Here is a 19612-nt window from a genome sequence, read left to right as displayed (position 1 = left end):
CGTCCTAACGTTGAAGATTTCGAACGGTGATGCATGAAGTCTCGCTGTCGAGAGTCGCCGTGATCGAGAACCGGATCCCGTGCTGGAGCGGGTAAACGAAACGCAAATCTCCGCAGCGGCCAAGCTCCGCGAGCTGCTCAGCACTTGCCACGCTTTGGAGCAGCTCATGAACGTCTCCGACGCTCAGTGCGGGGACGTCGATTGGCAGGTGGGCGGAATCGCTGCTGAGGAAGGGCGACGTTCCGGATTTCAGCTGCAGCTCACACGCGTTTTCGCGCAGCAGGAGTTCCAAAAGATCCCGCATGCGATATGTTCCAGACATAGAATGGATTGCAAGAGCGGGCGCCGCTCTTATTTCGCGTAACCCAGGCTCAACTTGTAGTTCAGCATATGCTGGCAGTTCGACTGGCCATTGGACGCGACATTCCGCATTCCTGCACAGCGTAACTGGCCTTGCGCGCTCTTGCGGGTGGATGTCACCGCGTTGAGGAGAACCTCGCTCAAATCGAACCCTCCGCCGAGGCATGTGGTGCTGGGACAACTGAATTCCAGGATGACCTTCGCGTGCTCAACGTTGGCCCGATACCGCAACTGTCCCGCGTGGGACATGCGCATTTCATCAAAATAGCCGAGGACGACGCTCAATGATTTGAGGTTCGGATATTGGGTTGCAAGGGTGGGAGACTGCAGGAGGCGTTCGCGGTCGCGCTGGCGTTGTTCCTGGACAGGATTCATTTTTCGAGCGTAGGTCATGGCTTTGAATTCAGCCGAACCCAGAGGACCGTCAGAGCCCCGAAAAGCTTGGATAAATCGAAGACACTCTACACCAGCATGAGGGATCTACAAACAGCAAAGTTCCGGCAGGTGATGAACAGGAGGCGGTTGGCGATCTCAGCAGGCGGTTAATTCCACCTGGAGCGCTTTTGGAATCTGGATGCTTTGCGTGGCAGCCTTGCCGACCCATTTTTTGGCTTCCTTCGGATTTCGTTCTACTCCGATTCCGTGGGCGTACATCCGTGCCAGTTGCGCTTGCGAGGGAGCGTGTCCGGCTTCGGCCGCCTTGCGGCACCAGCGAAACGCTTCCTCGTTATTCCGTGGAACTCCCCGGCCAAGAAGATGATATTCCGAAACCTTCGCCTGCGCGTCCACCAACCCTTGGAAGGCCGCGCGAAGAAACCACTTGTGGGCTTCGTAATCCGATTGCGAAACGCGATGCCCGGTTTCGAAGAGCATGCCAAATCGAAATTGATTCAAGGCATCGCCGTTCTCGGCTCGGAATCGGGTGTAGTAGAAGCGTGCGTCGGCGATTTCCCGGCCGAACCAGGCGCGCACTGTGGTTTCAGCAATACGAACCCGGTTGGGCAGATTCGCCCACAGGCTGTTGAACGTTTCCGGTATCGGCAGGTTCATTGGCTTCAGCGCACTCCTGCGCGGAGCAGTCGCGTCGGATGAGTGGCGAGGACTTAGGCAAGCAGGGCGCTTGCCATCTGAGGGCGGTTAGAAAACTTTGCGCGTGGAAGCTTGTGCGAGTTGCTGTTCGCGTTCGCAGAGGTTGGCAAAGCGGCGGCAGCGCTCGGCCACCACGCGGCTGACACGGCCCCTGAGCACCTGCGAGGGCGCGTTCCACAAGCCGTAATACTCAAAATCGTTTGGGAGACGGCCGTATGCGGCTTGGAATGCCTTGACGCGTTTCTGCATGATGGCCAGGACGACATGCCGGGCTGTCTCGGAATCGGTATAGGCCACCGAATTCGTGACACTCCGCCATTCGCGGCGCAGCACCTGGTAACGGCTGACCTCCCCTGCTCTTCCAATCGCCCGGTCATTATTGCCGGTCTCCAGCATCGACAACGCGGCAAGACGTTCCGTTCCGAATACTCCGAGCGGGAGGCCAAGTATCAACGCCAGGATGAGGTTTCTCATAAGCAAAGCACATCAGATCAAAAGTCCGTGCTCATCGGAATCCGGGAGTCCCTAGAATTAAACCCCGGCTTTTCCCCTGAACACAGCCCGGGCAAACCCTTGGCAGATCCACCGCCCAATCCCAGTCCGGTCTGAAAAGATGACGGCGCCTGGGGAAGTCAGCCAGTGGGTGAATACCGGATTGCCATGAATTTTGCGGGAGGTGATTTGACTCCGTTCAAGTAATCCGTTTACCTCGCCATCCCATGAGCCACCCGCAATCGCCTCTGTTGCAAGTCGTCAGAACGATTGCCCGCTCGCTGCTCCTTCCACTGTGGGTCTGGGCGGTCGTGGAAGCTCAGGGCGCAGGTGTCCAGATCATTCCGAAGTGGGGCGTGTTTGAACAGACCCTGCGCAGCAGCACGACCTATGATTCCCCATCGGCCGATTGTTCCCTCCAGGCGGAATTCACATCTCCCTCAGGCGAAACCAGCCTGATTGACGGGTTCTGGGATGGCGGCAGAACCTGGCGCCTCCGTTTCAAGCCTGATCAGGCGGGAAACTGGAAGTACGTGACGCGCTCCTCTGATCCGGCCAACAGCGGCTTGCGGATCAGCGGGCAATTCGTATGCATTGCCCCTTCGGCCGAAACCCGCTTTTCGCGGCATGGTCCCGTGGTGGGTGAACCGCGAACAGGAAAATTCCAACATCGCGATGGCTCACCATTTTTTTGGATAGCCGACACGCTTCGCATCCAGGCGATCCACGCGTCCCACGACGACCTTGCGTTTTACGCGCAAACGCGCTGGCACCAGCAGTTCAGCGCTGTGCACCTGTCCATTCCTGCGAGGGAACCTGGCAGTCGTTCCGCTCATGCCGGCGCGCAGCCGGCAATTTCCTATTTCCAGCGGCTTGACCGTGCGATTTCGTTGCTGAACAGCCGCGACTTGCTGTGCGCTATTCGCCTGGAGTTGCCGCGTTCCGTGAGCGACTCCGAGGCGGCGGCACTCTTCCGTTACGCGAATGCCCGCTGGCATGCGTGGGATGTGGCCTGGATTTTCGATCAATTCCGCGTCACGGGTTCGAACACCCTGCTGCGCGCGGAATTGGCTTCTCATCCAGACGTGACCGCCATCCTCGCGCGCGAGCGGCTCGCATTGAATGCTGAGCCGTGGGTGGATGGATTGCTGGTCAGGGGTACGAACCGGAACCTGACGAACCCATTGATTCGGGCACAGCTTCGACTCCCCGTGTTGGTTGAATTGACAGCGCACGAAAACGCCCTCTCGGCTTCGAAACATCGTGTCACGGCCGATGCCGTCAGGCGGGAGCTTTGGCCCGCCTTGCTCCTGGGATCCGCCGGAGGTTTTGCCTACCAGGCCCAGGGCGTCGCGATTTGGGATACAACCGCAGTCAACAAAGACGAATTGCCTCTGTGGCAGCGATCGCTGTTCCTGCCGGGAGCGAAACAGATGCGCATTGCAGCTGAGCTGTTTGATTCGATGGAAGAAGAACATGAAGTGCGCATCGCATCCCCCGACGCATCCTCCGTTGCGTTAGCAATGGATTCCAACAAAACGTTTCGCGCTTACTATTGCGCTGACCAGGATGTGCTCGAGCTTCCGAGTGAAACCATTCCCGACATGCCTGGATTGCGCTGGTTGAATCCGCGAACTGGCGAGACGCGCGAAGCCGTTGCGGTGCTGGGTTCCGCAACGATCAAAGTGCCAGCACCGACAGCAGCCGATTGGATCCTTCTCGTCCGCAGCCGCCCGCAGCGTCAACGCTGAACGCGTGCGCTCCCGCCCTTCACCAGCGCCTCGACCTCTTTCAGCGAAGCCATTGAAGTGTCTCCCGGCGTGGTCATTGCCAGGGCGCCATGCGCGGCGCCGTATTCCACAGCCTGTTGCGGATCGTTGAATTTCATGAAGCCATAGATCAGCCCGCTGGCGAAGCTGTCCCCACCCCCGACGCGATCGAGAATCTCCATGTCGGGCCGGTTCGGCGCCTGGAAGAACTTCCCGTCCGCCCAACAAATGGCACTCCAATCATTGCGGGTGGCCGATCGCACCGCGCGCAGGGTCGTCGCCGTGACGCGAAAATTCGGGAATGTCTTGACCGCCTTTTCAATCATTTTTTCAAACGCCTTCACATCAATTGAGCTGATGTTCTCATCAACACCTTCAACCTCGAAACCAAGGCACGCGGTGAAGTCCTCCTCGTTGCCAATCATGACGTCCACATGCCGTGCAATCTCGCGGTTCACCTCCTGCGCCCGCTTCTGTCCCCCAATGCTTTTCCACAACGACGGGCGATAATTGAGATCGTAACTCACGATCGTGCCATGACGTTTCGCCGCCTGCACCGCTTCGATGACCAGTTTCGGCGTTGTGTCGCTCAAGGCAGCGAAGATGCCGCCTGTGTGAAGCCAGCGCACACCTGCCTTGCCAAAAATATAATCCCAATCAAAATCACCAGGCTTCAACTGGCTGGCCGCCGTATTCCCGCGATCAGGAATGCCCACAGCACCGCGCACTCCGAATCCTCTTTCCGTGAAGTTCAGCCCATTGCGTGTGACGCGCCCAACGCCGTCGAAAGGCGTCCACTTTACAAATTCGGTGGCAACGCCCCCCTGCAGGACAAAATCCTCAAGCAGGCGGCCCACGTCGTTATCGGCAAATGCCGTCGCCACGGCCGTATTCAATCCAAAACATCTGCGCAACCCGCGCGCCACGTTGTATTCGCCACCGCCTTCCCACACCGTGAATTGCCGTGCCGTCCGGATGCGTCCTTCTCCAGGATCCAGGCGCAGCATGATTTCTCCAAGCGCAAGCAGATCATATTTGCACGAGCCGGCCGGTTTGATTTCGAGCGTTGCCATAGGTTGATTCGAGATAGCGGGTGAATTTGGAAACAAACATCCCGTGACTCAATCCTTTTCCTGCGCTTGTGCGGGCAACTCCAACGCAGTAGTGGTGGCGCATGGAAATTCCCGAATCCATCCAATGCCCTTTTTGCGGGCAGGAGTCGACTGTCATGATCGACACGCGCCAGGGCTCGCAGCGATTCACGAGCGATTGCGAAGTTTGCTGCCGCCCGTTTGAGATCACTGTCGAATGCGAAGGGGGCGAGATTCTGGGCTTGGACGTCGCGCCGGGTTGAGGCACTCTTCGCGGATGCAAGATTTCGCCACGAAAGTTCTCTGGATTTATATCGTGCTGCTCGTGATTGGCGGACTGATCGGCTTTTTCAAAGGGAAAAGCCAGGTGTCGCTGATCATGTCGATTGCCTTTGCGGCCCTGCTGATGCTGACTGCGATTCCCAATTTCCTCACTCCCAGCACAGCTCGCGGCCTCGCCGATGTGCTCATGGCCATCCTGTTTGTGGTGTTCGGAATTCGATTGGCGAAGACCCGCAAGTTCATGCCTGCGGGAATGATGCTGATCGTCACGCTCGTCGCGATTGTGCTGCGTCACGTTTGATTCCAGGTGTGCCCGTGCGCCCAGGGCCTGAAGCCACGCCGCGCTTTTCTCCGTGCCAGCGACCTCCCTTCCCATTTGGGAAATCCATGAATCCATTGCCGGCGCCTTGCGTTCCGGCAACCGGCTAATCCTTTCCGCACCGACGGGTTCGGGCAAAACCACGCAGGTCCCGCAGATGCTCCTGCAATCGGGATTGCTCGAAAACGGCCAGGTCGTAATCCTGCAACCCCGCCGTCTTGCCGCCCGCCTGCTCGCGACCCGCGTTGCCGAAGAATTGGGAGTGAAGCTCGGACGCGAGGTCGGATACCAAATCCGATTCGAGAATGTGACTTCAGCGGAAACCCGCATTCGCTTCGTCACCGAAGGCGTTCTGCTTAGGCAGATGATCGATGACCCCAACCTGAAGGGCGTTGCGGCGCTGTTGTTCGACGAATTTCACGAGCGGCATCTCTATGGAGACATCACGCTGGCGCGGGCTCTCGACGTTCAGGAATCCGCAAGGCCTGACCTGAAGCTGGCGGTGATGTCCGCCACGCTCGATGCGGACCTCCTTGCAGATTACTTTTCAAAATCGAAAAGCGGCGGCCGGCATCCCTGTTCCGTGTTGACCTCCGCCGGCCGAACCTTCCCGGTTGAAATACGTTACGAGTCGGAGCCTGCCTACACGGACAAACGCCCGATCTGGGATCAGGCCGCGGACGCGTTCAGCCGTTATGTGCGTTCCGGGGAACCAGGCGATGTGCTGGTGTTCATGCCCGGCGGATTTGAAATTTTTCAAACGCTGGAAGCAATCCGGCACACCGACGAAGCACGCGATTTCATTCTGCTGCCACTGCACGGTGAATTGCCGCCGCGGGAGCAGGACGCCGCCGTGGCGCGTTACGGCCAGCGCAAGGTTGTGGTTTCAACGAACGTAGCGGAAACATCGCTGACGATCGAAGGCGTGCGCCTGGTTATTGATTGTGGACTCGCGAGGATTCCGCGTTACGACGCGTATCGCGGCATCAACACGCTGCTCGTCGAGAAGATCAGCCAATCCGCAGCCGACCAGCGTGCGGGCCGCGCCGGGCGCACGGCGCCGGGCGTGTGCATGCGGCTTTGGTCACGCCAGGAACATGAACATCGCGCGCCGCAGGAAGTTCCTGAAATCAAGCGTCTCGATCTTGCCGAAGTCGTGCTGACGTTGAAAGCGGCTGGCATTTCGAACCTTCGGCAATTCCGCTGGCTCGAACCGCCGTCAGAACAAAGCCTCGCGCATGCTGAAGAATTACTGACGGATCTGGGAGCGCTCAAGATGACACCCGCCAGCGGAGGCGCGGGCGATTGTGATTCTCTCGAAATCACGCCGATCGGCCGCAAGATGCTGGCTTTCCCCGTGCATCCGCGCTACGCCCGCATGCTGATGGCCGCCCAGGAATACGGCTGCGTCTATCAGGCCGCTGTCATCGCCGCCCTGACGCAAGGACGCGACTTGTTGCTGCGCGGAGTCGACAAGGCCACGCACCAGTTGCGAGAGGATCTGCTGGGAGAAAAGGCTTCGTCTGACTTTTGGATCCTCATGCGCGCCTGGACCTATGCGTCGAAAAATCAATACCGCGTGGACGCCTGCCGCAAGCTGGGGATCCACGCGGTCACTGCTCGCCAGGTCGGCCCCTTGCTCGATCATTTCCTGCGAATCGCCGAACGTGAAGGGCTCGATGTTGAGCCGCGTGAAGTCAAGGACGAGGCATTGCAGAAATGTGTATTGATCGGCTTCTCCGACCGCGTGGCGCATCGACTCGATCAAGGCACGCTTCGCTGCGAGTTGGTCCATGGCCGCCGCGGCGTGCTTGCGCGTGAAAGCGTGGTGCAGCACAGCCAGTTGCTCGTGGCGGCCGAGGTGCGCGAAGTTGAAGGGAAGGACAAGGAGTTGAACACGATCCTGTCGCTGGCCACCGCCATCCAAGCTGAATGGTTGCCTGAACTGTTTCCCGACGATATCGCGAGCGAACTGCGCGTTGCGTTTGATACGACACAAAAACGCGTGGTGGCCGCAGAACTCTCTCGCTTCCGCGGCCTTGCGTTGTCGGCCCGGCGGATTGAACCGCCGCCCGCCGAGGCCGCCGCGCGGTTGCTTGCCGAAGAAGTTCTCGCCGAACGGCTCACGCTGAAGGAATGGGATCACACGGTTGAGCAATGGATCCTGCGATTGAATCTCCTCAGCCAGTGGTGCCCCGAAATGGGTCTTCCGCCAATTGCGGATGAAGATCGAACACACCTGATCGAGCAGATTTGCCACGGAGCAATCGGTTACAAGGACATCAAGGATCGCGAGGTGAAAACGGTGGTGAAGTCGTGGCTTTCGCCCGCGCAGCACGAGTTGCTCAACAAACACGCTCCCGAACGCCTGCCCCTGACAAACGGCCGCACTCCTAAAGTGGTTTACGAAAAAGGCAATCCTCCTCATATCGCCTTGCGCATCCAGGAGCTTTACGATGTAGCGCAAACCCCGAAGATCGCGCTCGGCCGCGTGCCTGTGGTGGTTCACATTCTTACTCCGGGAATGAAACCCGTGCAGGTCACACAGGATCTTGGCAATTTCTGGCGCGAACAATATCCGCGGCTCAAATCAGAACTGCAGCGCCGCTATCCCAAGCACGAGTGGCGCTGAGCACAGGCCTGGGGTTGGCGAAAATTCAGGCCTCCGATTCCGATCATCAGACCCCCGGTTGGGGAAGCGCGACGCCCGCTTCGCGGGTAATCCCCCTATTGTTGGTGACAGCCAAAGCCACACACTGGTGGCATGAAAAAATTTATCTGCATTCATGGCCATTTCTACCAGCCGCCGCGGGAAAATCCGTGGCTGGAGACGGTCGAACTGCAGGACTCCGCGGCGCCGTGGCACGATTGGAACGAACGCATTGCGGTCGAATGCTACGCACCCAATGGGGCCGCCCGCATCCTCGATGGCAATGGCAAGATCGAGAATATCATCAGCAATTACTCTAAAATCAGCTTCAACATCGGACCCACGCTCCTCGCATGGGCGCAGGACAAGATGCCGGAAACGCATGCAGCGATCGTTGCTGCTGACAAACTCAGCCGCGAGCAGTTCTCGGGACACGGTTCCGCCATGGCCCAGGTTTACAATCACATGATCATGCCGCTCGCCAACGACCGCGACAAACTCACCCAGGTGATCTGGGGAATCCGCGATTTCGAGCATCGTTTCGGCCGAAAACCCGAAGGCATGTGGCTCTCCGAAACCGCAGCCGACACCCCCAGCCTCGAAGTGCTGGCCGAGGCGGGAATCCTCTTTACGCTTATGTCCCCGTTCCAAGCCAGTCGCATGCGCAAGATCGGGGCGGCGGATTGGGAGGACGTCAATGGCGCACGCATCGATCCCAGCCGCGCCTACCGCGTCAATCTTCCGTCAGGCCGATCCATCAACGTGTTCTTTTACGATGCCCCCGTCTCCCAGGCGGTCGCGTTCGAGAAGCTTCTTGTCAGTGGCGAGAAATTTGCGAACCGCCTGCTCGGCGCATTCAGTGAAGGACGGGATTGGGATCAGCTCGTGCACATCGCCACCGATGGCGAATCGTATGGGCATCATCATAAGCACGGTGAAATGGCGCTTGCCTACGCCATGCAGCACATCGAGAACAGCGGCGCCGCCCAGTTGACGAACTACGGCGAATTTCTTGAGCAACATCCGCCTGAATACGAAGTGCAGATCCATGAAGGCAGTGCGTGGAGCTGTTCGCACGGGGTTGGCCGATGGAAGGAGGATTGCGGCTGCAACAGCGGCGGGCATGGCGATTGGAAACAGCACTGGCGCGCTCCCCTGCGAAAGGCGCTCGACTGGCTGCGCGACGAGATGGCTCCGCTCTTCGAATCCAGGGCCGGGGAATTGCTGAAAGATCCATGGCTGGCCCGCAACGAATACATTCAGGTCATCCTGGATCGCACACCCGAAAACATCGACCGCTGGCTGTCCGAGAAGGCCAAGTCGGATTTGTCGCAAGAGCAGAAAACCATTGTGTTGAAATGGATGGAGCTGCAACGGCACGCGATGCTCATGTATACGAGCTGCGGCTGGTTCTTCGACGAGCTGTCGGGAATTGAAACCGTGCAGGTCATTCAATATGCCGCGCGCGTGATTCAGCTGGCCAGCGAACTCACCGGGCAGGATTTTGAACCCGGCTTCCTTGATCTATTGCAGCAGGCAAAAAGCAATCTGAACGAGCATTCGGACGGTCGCGCGATCTATCAGGCTTTCGTGAAACCGGCGATGATCGACTGGCCGAAGGCCGCCGCGCACTACGCAATCAGTTCGTGCTTTCACGATTACGAGAATGCCATCCGCATCTTCTCTTACACGTTCGAGGACGTGCATCGTCACGTTGCCACGGCCGGCAAGGCCAAGCTGGCAGTGGGAAAGGTTCGAGTGGTTTCGGAGATCACCCACGAATTCGACCAGCTTTCCTACGCAATTCTGTACCTGGGTGAACACAACCTGGTGGGCGCGGTCACCAAGTTCGATGACGATTCTCAATACCAGGCGATGGTGCAGTCGGTTCGCGGCGCGTTTGACACAGCGGATTTCCCGCAGGTGATCCTGCTGATCAACCAGCACTTCAAGAACGCGTCCTACAGTCTCAAGTCGTTGTTCAAGGACGAGCAACGGCGCATCCTCAACGAGATCCTCGCAAGTGCGAGGGAGGATCTGGAGTCGCGTTTCCGATTGATCACCGAACGTTACGAGCCGCTGATGAAATTCTTGCAGGGCGCTGGCGCGCCGTTGCCCGCCGGGCTGCAGCTTGCCTGGGATTTGACGTTGAAGAGCAATCTTCGGCGACAGTTCGAGAACGGCCACACCGATCTGGAACAGCTGAAGGGTCTCGTGTCGGAAGCCCAGAGCCGCGGCCATGAAGTGCTCACACCCGACATCAGCTTTGCGGTGAAGAACCGCATGGAACGCGCGATACGGCAGGTTGCGGAGAATCCGTGCGACCTGGAATGCGTAAAGGAACTGCAAACCATTGCGGGGCTGATGATGCCGCTGCCGCTTGGGTTGAACCTTGCCGAGGTTCAGAACACGTATTGGCAGCTGCGACACACAAAGCTCGATGAGTTCCGCGATCGCGCCGCAAATGGGGACAAAGAGGCCGCTGAATGTTTGGACGCTCTCGTTGCTTTGGGAGATCGCCTTGGATTTGCGCCCTCTGCCTTGACCTGAGAATTTTGCCAGCCTCGCGAACTTCGCAGTTCAAGAACGGGGCATTGTGTCCGATGTAGGTGTTCGAAATGCAGCAGATTGAAGCGGCTAAATTGGCGCAGAACGCGGCCCGACCAGCCTCGGTCAAACGCATATTGATTGTGGACGACGAGCCTGCCGTCCGCGGGGCGCTCCGTGCAATGGTCCCCAAGTCGACCTACACCGTCACGGAGGCAGGTGACGGTGTGGAAGCATTGGATGTCATTGCCAAAGGTCATGCGGACATCGTCGTGCTCGACTTGAAAATGCCTCGCAAGGGTGGAATCGCGACGTTGCGCGAGATCAAAGCCAGATGGCCGGGCATTCAGGTCATTGCCATCTCAGGCGAAGGTCTCTTCGCCGATGAATCCCGCCTTGAATCCAGCATCGTATTGGGCGCGAGTTTCATGATCGAGAAACCGATTTCCCGCGCAAAATTCCTGGCCGCCCTCGAGACTATGGCAAGACGTTAGATCACGGTCCTGGAACGCGGGCACTGCGGTTGGGGCTGCGCCCTTCGCTTGGAAATCTTTTCTTCTAACGCTCTTCAACTCGGAAGAATCGCTGCATGGCATTCGTTCCCACTGCGTCAAAATAAAGGATGGTTCCAACCGCCGCGGCATTGGTGTGCACGGGTTGCCATTGCAGCAGGTTGGTTGACGCATACACAAGCACTTCCCCGTGTCCCGACAAGCCCAGGATCCGCATTCGAAAAGTCCCCGGCGCCTCAAACCCGGAACCCGCTGCAGTGACCTGCGGCGTCGACCGCAATACCGCCAGCGACGCGGGATGCGATGCTGCGACTCCCGCCGGATTGGTCACCACGCAATGATAAATTCCAGCGGCCATCAGCGGCGCGTTTGTCAGAAGCAACGTCGCGCCTGTCGCACCGGGAACGTTGGTTCCATTGTGCTTCCACTGATAGCTCAATATTTCGTTTCCAAGCGCTGCAACATCGAACCGGACGGTATCGCCCGTGAACACCGTCTGCGTCCACGGATGTCGAACAATGTGCGGCGACCCGTCATTCAACAGTGCAAGGCTGTGGGTTCTTCCACCATCGATGGCAACGACGTTCGTCAGCCATGGCGGCATTTTATCCCGTGCATCGGACCCGTTGCCCCACGTCACCAATGTGCGATCGCTTCGCAACGCCAGCGCGTGACTGCCGCCTGCGGCAATCGCAACCACGTTCGTGGCCGAGATTGGAATGGTAGTAACCAGGGAGCCTCCGGATCCCCATGCAGACACACGCCCGCTAGAATCCAGAGCCATGCTGAAATCGCCTCCAGCCGCGACGCTCACGATATTTGACAACCCAGGCGGGACATTAGTTTGGCCCCGTGAATTGTAGCCCCAGGACACGACACCGCCTTCGCGTGTCAATGCCACACCGTGATAGTTGCCGGCGGCGATCGCTACAATGTTCGAGAGATTTGGCGGTACGTTTGTTGGGTTCAAGAACCCGTCGCCCCAGACTGTCAGAGTGCCATCCGCCTTCAGGACAATGTGGAATGCGTCGCCGGATGCTGTTTCGATGACATTCACAAGCCCGGGCGGAACGATGGAAGATGAATCAAAGAAGGGATCGCCCCAATGAGTCAATGTTCCATTCTGATGCAATGCGGAGCCGTGCATGCCACCCATGGAAATTTTTACGACATTGGTTGCGGTCGATGGAACCGCCAGCCGGCTGAAGGCATCCCAGCCCCAGGCGTAGAGGGTTCCATCATCGCGGAGTGCAACGCTGGTGGCGTCGCCTGCGGAAATGGCAATGACGTTGGTCACTCCAAACGGCGGTTCGGGCGTGCTCGCGGTAATTGTTCCCCACCCCACAATAAGACGTGGAACAACGGTGAGAACGGCCTCAGAAGTCGCAGATCCGAAAATGTTGGTGATGACGACGCGGTATGTCCCGGCAGAGCTCGCTTCCAGCAGGCTCAGCCTCAAGGATGCGTTGGTCGCATGCGAGATGGCGACACCCGCATGTTCCCATTGATATGTCAGCGGATCAGTTCCACGGGCTTCGACATCGAATTGCACGGTGCCTCCAAAAACCATTTCCCGGCTCTTAACGGGCGTTGTGATCTGCGGAACAGATGGAGTAATGGATACGGTTGCCATTGCATTGGTTGACCCGTAGGGGCTGGTGATCAGCAGGTCGTATTCTCCAGAATGATGCGCTTGAACATTGGTCAGGCTCAGTGACGTACGCGTCGCGCCGGCAATGTTTGTTCCATTGTGCCTCCACTGCAGGGTCAGCGGCGGAGTTCCGAAGACCGGCGCAGAAAGAACCAGATTCTCTCCTGCCGCAGCTGTCTGGTCTGCGAGGGGTGTCACGAATGGCGGGACCGCGCCTGGAGTGACACTCACCGAATCCAGAAGTCCGAAAATTCCTGTCTCGGAAGACCCGGCGGACCATTCGACTGCATTCGTTCCCGCAGGCAAAAAGACGGTCTCCTCCTTCCAAACCATTGACGAAAGAGACCGGGATTCGTAACCAAAAGGCCCATAGGCACGAAAGTCGAACCGCTTGGTAAAGCCGCTACTGAAGGCAACTGTATACCAAAACTTTAGAATTGCAGGTCCAACAACGTATGTCGAAAGATGGCTCGGAATAATCGGGTTCATTCGGATGCACATCCCGGCGGCAATCCCATCGTGCGAGTCGCCGGTATGTGGAATCCAACTGCCCTCTGCATAGGTTGCCCAAGCTAACTCTGGCGCATCCAGTGCCTCAGGCAAATCGATGACGATCAGCGCGGCATTCGCGCTGATCGTTTGGCCGAACGCGTTGCTGGCAACCAGCGAATACTCGCCTTCCTGTCCAATGTGGACATTCGTTAAGGTGATTTCCAGGTTGGTATACCCTTGGATGTTCGTTCCATTGAATCGCCACTGGAGGCTGATCGGAGGCATCCCAACAACGGTCGCTCTCAGAACTGCGTTGGAGCCAACCGCCACATGCACCAATGAAGGGTTTTGTGTGAAGGAGGGCTCCAGCGTGTTCACCGTCAGCCGTCCAACCAGGCCTGTAACGCTGCCGGAACCATGGCTCGCGATGATTGAATAGGCGCCGCTGTCGCCGGCTGCTGCCGCAGAAATGTTCAGCGCGCGATTCGTTTGATCCGGGAGGATCTCGTCGTTTCGCATCCACTGAAGGAAGAGCGGCTCAGAACCGAAGGGAGATGCCGCAAACGATACCGGCTCTCCAACAAACACCGTGCGATTGATCGTTCGGGTCAGAAGCGCCGGCCCCCCGGAATGTACCATTGCCAGGTTGTGAAAGGCGCCTGACGAAACCGCCACAACGTTCGTCAGTGCATCGGGAACAGCGGCTTGTCCGTGCTGATTAGCTCCCCACGCAATCAACGATCCATCATACCGGTGCGCGAGGATATGACCGAACCCGACACTTGCCGCGAAGATATTGGTCGCCGATGGTGGAACATTGGTTTGACCAGATCCATTGTCGCCCCACACCACAATTGTTCCGTCGCTTCGGATTGCCACGCTGTTCGATCCGCCTGCAGCGATCGCCACGACGTTGCTCAATCCGATCGGAACGTTTGTTTGGCCCGAGAAATTCCCGCCCCAGGCGCGGACGGTTCCGTTGGTCTGAAGCACCACATTGTGATGGGCACCGGCAGCGATCCCAACAACGGGCAGAAGGTTCGTGGGAATTATGCCCTGCCCTTGCACCAGAAATGAACCAGCTACCATGACGGTTCCGTTGCTTCGCAGTCCGAGAACGTGGCTTGATCCCGCGGCGATTGCGCTGAGGTTGGTCGCGGTTCCGACCTGGAAACTGATCGATCCCCAATACGACAGGGTCCCATTTGTTCGCAACGCGGCGCTGAATGTGCTGCCGCCGGAAACAGCGGCTGCATTCGTGAGGTCTCCGGGCGGCTGTGATTGCTGGCCCCAGATCGCAACGCGTCCATCGGGCCGGAGTGCCAGGCTGTGATAAAATCCAGTGCCAATGCTTTTTGCATCGACACCCGAAACTGGGACGGAGCTTTGGCCGAAATGCGGATTGAAATTCGAATTGGCTGTTCCTGCGCCCCACGCCACAAGATGAAGCACTCTGACCTCAGCATTGGTGCTCACTGCAAATCCAAAAGCATTCGAGACACTTGCGTGATAGGTGCCCGCGTCCAGAAACGTAACGGCATCAAAGGCGAGCGTTGCGTTGGTCGCGCTCTCCACTGGCTCGCCATTTTTGAACCACTGGATTTGCAACGGCGGCGTTCCACGGGGTTCGACGCTCATACTGGCCGAAGCGAAGGGTGCGAACACACGGCTGGCTGGATCAACCGCAATGGCGGCAGCCTGGGCTCCGGCGGCGAAGGAGACGTCTTCGAGCCACACGACATTGTTACCACCCGAACCCGTTCCGTTGCGGCTGTATTGCCAGGTGATCAGGTGTGATCCAAACCCGACGTCGATTGATCTCTGCCGCCAGGCGGGCACCTCACCGGAAATGCGCGCGTGCTCGTGGCTGTCGACGAGAATCGCACCATAGTCATTGTTGGTCTCTGTCGAAGCGCGCCACCAAAAGCTCACGGTTCCGGGACCCGTAACCGTTGTTTCAAGGGCTGAGGATTGATTGTGGGTGATGTTACCGCTGCGCGCGGCCAGATAATCGGAACGTCCAGGACTCTGCGCAATCCAAGGGAAATCACCGTGCGTGTTCCAGACCAGGTTCGTCGCGTTCAATGCCTCGCCGAGAGAGGCGGCAGAAACTGCAGCTGGCTGCAGGAAGAGCAGGAGGATCGAGGAAACAACGAAGCGGCTTGTGGATCGCAGCACCTCACGCAAGTGTCCAGGTTCTTGATCCGGCAATGGAGATTGGACGATTTCCCGGGAACCTTCCGACAGCAGACTGCAAACTTTCATAAATCGCCGCCATGTTACACGTAACGAAAGGACCGAAACAAGGCCGCAACATGAGCGCTCGCCGGATCGTGTCTGGGACGATGTCATTCGCGAGCGCAACGCTCTGCGAAACCGCATAGTTACTGGCGATCCGAGCTTCCAAAGATGTTCCCCAGCCAATGGGGTTTCCGCGAAGGCGCGAGCAACTGCAACTGGTCGGCCGGATGATGTTCACCGAAGTCGCCCATCAGGTCGTAGCGCCAGAGACTTCCATCCTTCGCAAGGGTCATCACGTCATACCACTCAACCGCGACCCCGATCCAGTCGCGATGATTCCCGACTGCCTCAACTTCGAAGTCACTGTTCCTCTTGAATCGCCACCTCCATAACGTCCCGTCCTGTCTCAGCGCAATCAATGGGTGGCTGGCGCAGGCGATCCAATCCGAAGACGAATGCAACGGGGTATGACTGCTAACGTAGCGAGTATTCCGAGGGCTGAGGATTTCCATTTGACCAAAGATCTCGAGACGCCCGTCAGGCGTGATCCCTGCGAGTGCGGGCGGTAGTCCCCAACGCCAGACTGACGAAATATCGCTCCACCGGCCCTGCTCCAACGCTTGAACACGTCCGAACGGATAACCACCGATCGAGACTTGCTCCTCACGATTTTCACCCAGGCCGCTGTAAACGGCTCCTGTCGTCGTCCGCAAGGCGACCCGGTCATCGATAGGGATCATTTCAGTCCATTCGATTTGCGGAGTGCTGATCGAGCGGAGAGGAAACGCCCGAAGGCCAGGCCAATGATCATTTGTGCCAGACTGCCATCCAACTTCAGGGCCGACCATCCACAGCGAACCGTTTTTCTTAAGTAGAAGACCGGCGCTCCCAATCCTGGCAACCTGTTTCCAATCCGAGTCTTCGCTCAACGGAACCATAACCCAAGCAACTGAAATGTCTCTCAGCACTCCGCGCCCGGAAACTTCTGGTTCGCGGGAAACCCACAAGGTTCCGTCCGTCTTCAGTGTAATGAATTCTCCGCCGATGCGGACGATCGCCATCCAATTCGAGCCCGAGAGAAAACCGCCAATCATCGCTGATGATTCGAGCCGATTCGTTGAACCAAAGCCCGGCCAGTGACCGACCCAGATACGGCTGTCGGGCAGGATGGCCGCATAGTTTCCACGTCCCAGCGGCAGCAACTCTGCGTTCTCAAGCCGCGCAGGGCCGTGAGCCTGATCCGAGGTCAGGAATTCCCAAGCTCGATGGTATGTTGCCGAGCTGAGCACAATTGCAAACGCTCCAGACGCCGCGAGAACTGCGATGTTTCGCCGCCACAAGGGCCAGCCAATCACCGTTCGCGACAAGTTCCAGAACGCCAGCGCGAGAATGACAGCGAGAAGAATCGGAACTCCGATCATTTGCGCGATCGGCCCGCGCCATAGCGGATAACCAACGTACGCCTCCGGCCAGAATGCTGCCTGATTCACCGCGACAGCCACGGCTAACGCCAGAACCGCGGGTCCCAGCCCGTGCAAGGTGCTGCGCGTGAGGCTCGAAAAATAGAACCCCGTAAAACCGATCAAGAGAATGGGAGCGGCGAAGGCTAGAAACGAAGCCACTTCATCCAAACGCGCGAGCCCCGGAAGAAACAGGTTGAGGAACATTTTGGAATCGGGGTCGGGCAAAATGCGCCTGCCCTCAAGCAGCACCGGCACCAGCACACCAAACACCAGCGTCAGAAACAACACGACGCTTAACTTCACAAGAAATTGGGTTCGCCGCCTGACAGGCAGGCACAATGCTGATTCCAGTGTTCCCAGCTTGCGTTCCTCGGCAATCGCCGCGCAGCCGACGAGCGTTGGAATGAAGAGCCACAGCACCCAAATTGTTTCCGAGACGAACCTTGCGGAATCGCTCAAGCCGTCCACGCGGCTGGATGCCAGGGCTCCGAGATGCAACAGCAGCAAGCTTCCTGCAATGATCCATTGTGCCTCGTGCAATCGAAACTCGCGGCGGAACAATGCTGTAACCGGTCTAAAACTGGATTGCTGCGAACGCGCCGTTTGACCGGCGAACGTGAACGTTGGCAACTGAATCACACCGCCTCCCCACTGAATATCCTGCGCACGGAGGAAGAGTCTTTGCGCAAAAAAGTATCCCGCGATGCTGTAGAGGATCAACGTTCCGCAAATGTAAATCAGGGGCTTCTCATTCATCTTTTCGGCGCCAAATCCCGTGGCAACGCTCAGCGCTAATGGAATCAAAATCGAAATCCAAAACGCCACTCCTGGCTGGCGCAGCAGGAGGACCGTCCACAACGCGCTTGAGTACAGCGCAAGCGCAAAGACGCCAGGCAACACAGCGAATTCTGCCCGGTGCGACCCTGGCACACCGGCCGCCGGAGCGAACATGCATGTGAACAGCCACGCCACGACAAGCACGGCGAGCGCTCCGAACAGAATGCTGGCTTTGATCCGCCATACCGACAGCCTGGCGACCGGTTGGCTCAGGAGCATGGAAAACGTTCCTGAATTCAGCTCACGCCCAAAGCTCTCAATGCACATGAGCAAGGCCATCGCGGGCGCACCGGGAAGCAGAAGCGTTAGAAGCCAGTTGGCCCCTTCGTTCTGAAGGTCCGGAAGCATCCACATCGACAGCGTCAACGCGAGGGCGCCGCCAAACAGTGGCAGAAGGCTTCGAATCTCCTTCCGAACCAGCGCGTTCATTGGCCGCCTCCCACGGTCGCAACACCGGCGTCACGATTTTCCGCAGTGAGCGCCCGAGAAGCTACAAAGATTTCTTCGAGCGACAACGATTCCACGCGCAAGTCTTCAAGACCGCGCTGGCGCAGTTGCGCAATCAAATGATCGCTTTTGCCGTTCACCAATATTTCGGCGTCTCGCCCGGATTGTTTCACATGCAAGGCGTCAAGCAGATCCACACTTGCGCCCGCCTCCCTGAATCGAACCCGGATCTTCTTAAATCGTTCCCGCGCCGCATCCGCATCCATCGTCATCAGTTCCCGACCGTTCTCGATGATGGTAAAACGATCAATCAACCCCTCGAACTCCGAGATCAAATGCGTCGATACAAAAACTGTGCGATTCAGGGGATCACTCGATTGATATGCGCCAATCACGGTCTCGATGAATTCGCGCCGCACGATTGGATCGAGACCGGAAGTCGGCTCATCCAGCACGAGCAATTCGGGTTCGGGACAAACTGCAGTGATGAGCGCGAGCTGCGTCTTCTGCCCCTTGGACAGCGCTGTGGCTTTCTGTTTCAACTCGAGACCAAATCGCTTGAGCAGGTCAGCTTCGATATCCCGATTCCAGTGCTTACGAAAAGATGCGAAGTATTCGAGAGTGTCACGAACGGTCATCCACGGATAGAACGCTACCGCGTCGGGCACATACGCCAGCCGCGATTTCACTGCGACTTCGTCCTTTTGCGGATCGACGCCAAACACGCGGATCGATCCCGCTTGCGGCCGCAAGAGGTTCAACAGGCACTTAATCGTCGTGGTTTTTCCGGCGCCGTTCCGCCCGAAAAACCCGTAACACGATCCCGTTGGCACCTTGAGGCTGAGCCCCTGGACCGCATCGAGTTTCCCGTAGCGTCGCGTGAGTCCGTCGATTTCGATGACATGGTTCATTGGTTTTTCCTTGGCGTTTTTGAAGAGGATTCCTGCGCGTCAGCGGCCTTCCGTTCGATTTCATTCAGGCGCTCCCCAACGAGCTTGAGGAATGTTTCGCGGTCGACCTGCAGGTGATGCGCGGTGATGACGGCTTCGTCAATCTCCCTGATCAAGAGCTTTTGCCGGACCGCTTTTGTGAAGGGCGAATGGGTCTCGCAAAGAAAACAGCCCTTGCCTGGAATGGTTTCAATGACTCCCTGGCTCTCAAGTTCGGAATACGCCTTGGCAATCGTGTTTCGATTCACCTTGAGCTCCTCTGCCAGCGGGCGAATGGATGGTAACGCTTCTCCGGGACGCAAGCCGCCCGATGCCGCCGCATAACGCACCTGGTCCACCAGCTGTAGGTAAACCGGCTTGCCTGACTTGAAATCGATTTGAAACACCATGGCACCTTCTGTCCTAGGACACTATGACAGT

Annotated in this window: 15 protein-coding genes; 6 read left to right on the top strand and 9 right to left on the bottom strand. The window is 57.9% G+C overall.

What is annotated here, in order from left to right; translation table 11 throughout:
- Positions 1-4: 4 nt before the first annotated feature.
- From VEH04_17770 to VEH04_17755, 4 genes are all read right to left on the bottom strand, one after another.
- Positions 5-322 carry a hypothetical protein gene (locus VEH04_17770; GenBank protein ID HYG24627.1) on the bottom strand — a complete coding sequence of 106 codons (318 nt, stop codon included), beginning with the start codon at positions 320-322 and terminating at the stop codon, positions 5-7.
- 29 nt (positions 323-351) lie between these two features.
- A complete protein-coding gene (locus VEH04_17765; protein ID HYG24626.1) occupies positions 352-753 on the bottom strand; it encodes a hypothetical protein in 402 nt (133 codons plus the stop codon).
- Between the two features lie 138 nt (positions 754-891).
- On the bottom strand, positions 892-1410 hold the full coding sequence (locus VEH04_17760; GenBank protein HYG24625.1) for a tetratricopeptide repeat protein: 519 nt from the start codon (positions 1408-1410) through the stop codon (positions 892-894).
- An 87-nt stretch (positions 1411-1497) separates the two neighbouring features.
- A complete protein-coding gene (locus VEH04_17755) occupies positions 1498-1923 on the bottom strand; it encodes a hypothetical protein (GenBank protein ID HYG24624.1) in 426 nt (141 codons plus the stop codon).
- A 245-nt stretch (positions 1924-2168) separates the two neighbouring features.
- On the opposite strand from VEH04_17755, the gene VEH04_17750 reads away from it, so the two are divergent.
- Positions 2169-3692 carry a DUF5060 domain-containing protein gene (locus VEH04_17750; protein ID HYG24623.1) on the top strand — a complete coding sequence of 508 codons (1524 nt, stop codon included), beginning with the start codon at positions 2169-2171 and terminating at the stop codon, positions 3690-3692.
- Here VEH04_17750 and VEH04_17745 read toward each other — a convergent pair.
- Positions 3683-4783: a sugar kinase gene (locus VEH04_17745; protein ID HYG24622.1), complete on the bottom strand. Its 1101-nt coding sequence runs from the start codon at positions 4781-4783 to the stop codon at positions 3683-3685. The two genes, VEH04_17750 and VEH04_17745, sit on opposite strands and share 10 nt — an antisense overlap.
- Positions 4784-4884: 101 nt before the next feature.
- Here VEH04_17745 and VEH04_17740 point away from each other — a divergent pair, with 101 nt between their 5' ends.
- The 5 genes from VEH04_17740 to VEH04_17720 all read left to right on the top strand — a co-directional run bounded on the left by VEH04_17740 (position 4885) and on the right by VEH04_17720 (position 11093).
- Entirely contained in the window at positions 4885-5064 is a 180-nt protein-coding gene (locus VEH04_17740; protein HYG24621.1) for a CPXCG motif-containing cysteine-rich protein, read from the top strand.
- A gap of 14 nt (positions 5065-5078) precedes the next feature.
- Positions 5079-5384, top strand: a complete 306-nt coding sequence (locus VEH04_17735) for a TMEM14 family protein (protein HYG24620.1) — start codon at positions 5079-5081, stop codon at positions 5382-5384.
- A 52-nt stretch (positions 5385-5436) separates the two neighbouring features.
- Positions 5437-8034 (top strand): ATP-dependent helicase HrpB, encoded by a 2598-nt coding sequence (gene hrpB / locus VEH04_17730; GenBank protein ID HYG24619.1) that lies wholly within the window; start codon positions 5437-5439, stop codon positions 8032-8034.
- 132 nt (positions 8035-8166) lie between these two features.
- Positions 8167-10602 (top strand): DUF3536 domain-containing protein, encoded by a 2436-nt coding sequence (locus VEH04_17725; protein HYG24618.1) that lies wholly within the window; start codon positions 8167-8169, stop codon positions 10600-10602.
- 68 nt (positions 10603-10670) lie between these two features.
- A complete protein-coding gene (locus VEH04_17720; GenBank protein HYG24617.1) occupies positions 10671-11093 on the top strand; it encodes a response regulator in 423 nt (140 codons plus the stop codon).
- A 64-nt stretch (positions 11094-11157) separates the two neighbouring features.
- On the opposite strand, the gene VEH04_17715 is transcribed toward VEH04_17720, so the two are convergent.
- From VEH04_17715 to VEH04_17700, 4 genes are all read right to left on the bottom strand, one after another.
- Positions 11158-15519 (bottom strand): immunoglobulin domain-containing protein, encoded by a 4362-nt coding sequence (locus tag VEH04_17715; protein ID HYG24616.1) that lies wholly within the window; start codon positions 15517-15519, stop codon positions 11158-11160.
- 119 nt (positions 15520-15638) lie between these two features.
- Positions 15639-18224 carry a hypothetical protein gene (locus VEH04_17710; GenBank protein ID HYG24615.1) on the bottom strand — a complete coding sequence of 862 codons (2586 nt, stop codon included), beginning with the start codon at positions 18222-18224 and terminating at the stop codon, positions 15639-15641.
- Positions 18221-19153 (bottom strand): ABC transporter ATP-binding protein, encoded by a 933-nt coding sequence (locus VEH04_17705; GenBank protein ID HYG24614.1) that lies wholly within the window; start codon positions 19151-19153, stop codon positions 18221-18223. The genes VEH04_17710 and VEH04_17705 overlap by 4 nt, the downstream gene beginning before the upstream one ends.
- Positions 19150-19581: a GntR family transcriptional regulator gene (locus VEH04_17700; protein HYG24613.1), complete on the bottom strand. Its 432-nt coding sequence runs from the start codon at positions 19579-19581 to the stop codon at positions 19150-19152. Before VEH04_17700 ends, VEH04_17705 begins: the two co-directional genes overlap by 4 nt.
- Positions 19582-19612: the final 31 nt, after the last annotated feature.

Source organism: Verrucomicrobiia bacterium (genome assembly GCA_035629175.1).
Classification (GTDB): Bacteria; Verrucomicrobiota; Verrucomicrobiia; order Limisphaerales; family DASXHY01; genus DASXHY01.
The sequence above is the reverse complement of the archived record's forward strand: the minus strand, read 5'-3'. Positions and strand labels throughout refer to the sequence as shown.

Bases quoted from the DNA above. Each gene is read 5' to 3' on its own strand.
- VEH04_17770 (HYG24627.1), bottom strand. From the start codon at position 322: ATGTCTGGAACATATCGCATGCGGGATCTTTTGGAACTCCTGCTGCGC.
- VEH04_17765 (HYG24626.1), bottom strand. From the start codon at position 753: ATGACCTACGCTCGAAAAATGAATCCTGTCCAGGAACAACGCCAGCGC.
- VEH04_17760 (HYG24625.1), bottom strand. From the start codon at position 1,410: ATGAACCTGCCGATACCGGAAACGTTCAACAGCCTGTGGGCGAATCTG.
- VEH04_17755 (HYG24624.1), bottom strand. From the start codon at position 1,923: ATGAGAAACCTCATCCTGGCGTTGATACTTGGCCTCCCGCTCGGAGTA.
- VEH04_17750 (HYG24623.1), top strand. From the start codon at position 2,169: ATGAGCCACCCGCAATCGCCTCTGTTGCAAGTCGTCAGAACGATTGCC.
- VEH04_17745 (HYG24622.1), bottom strand. From the start codon at position 4,783: ATGGCAACGCTCGAAATCAAACCGGCCGGCTCGTGCAAATATGATCTG.
- VEH04_17740 (HYG24621.1), top strand. From the start codon at position 4,885: ATGGAAATTCCCGAATCCATCCAATGCCCTTTTTGCGGGCAGGAGTCG.
- VEH04_17735 (HYG24620.1), top strand. From the start codon at position 5,079: ATGCAAGATTTCGCCACGAAAGTTCTCTGGATTTATATCGTGCTGCTC.
- VEH04_17725 (HYG24618.1), top strand. From the start codon at position 8,167: ATGAAAAAATTTATCTGCATTCATGGCCATTTCTACCAGCCGCCGCGG.
- VEH04_17720 (HYG24617.1), top strand. From the start codon at position 10,671: ATGCAGCAGATTGAAGCGGCTAAATTGGCGCAGAACGCGGCCCGACCA.
- VEH04_17715 (HYG24616.1), bottom strand. From the start codon at position 15,519: ATGAAAGTTTGCAGTCTGCTGTCGGAAGGTTCCCGGGAAATCGTCCAA.
- VEH04_17710 (HYG24615.1), bottom strand. From the start codon at position 18,224: ATGAACGCGCTGGTTCGGAAGGAGATTCGAAGCCTTCTGCCACTGTTT.
- VEH04_17705 (HYG24614.1), bottom strand. From the start codon at position 19,153: ATGAACCATGTCATCGAAATCGACGGACTCACGCGACGCTACGGGAAA.
- VEH04_17700 (HYG24613.1), bottom strand. From the start codon at position 19,581: ATGGTGTTTCAAATCGATTTCAAGTCAGGCAAGCCGGTTTACCTACAG.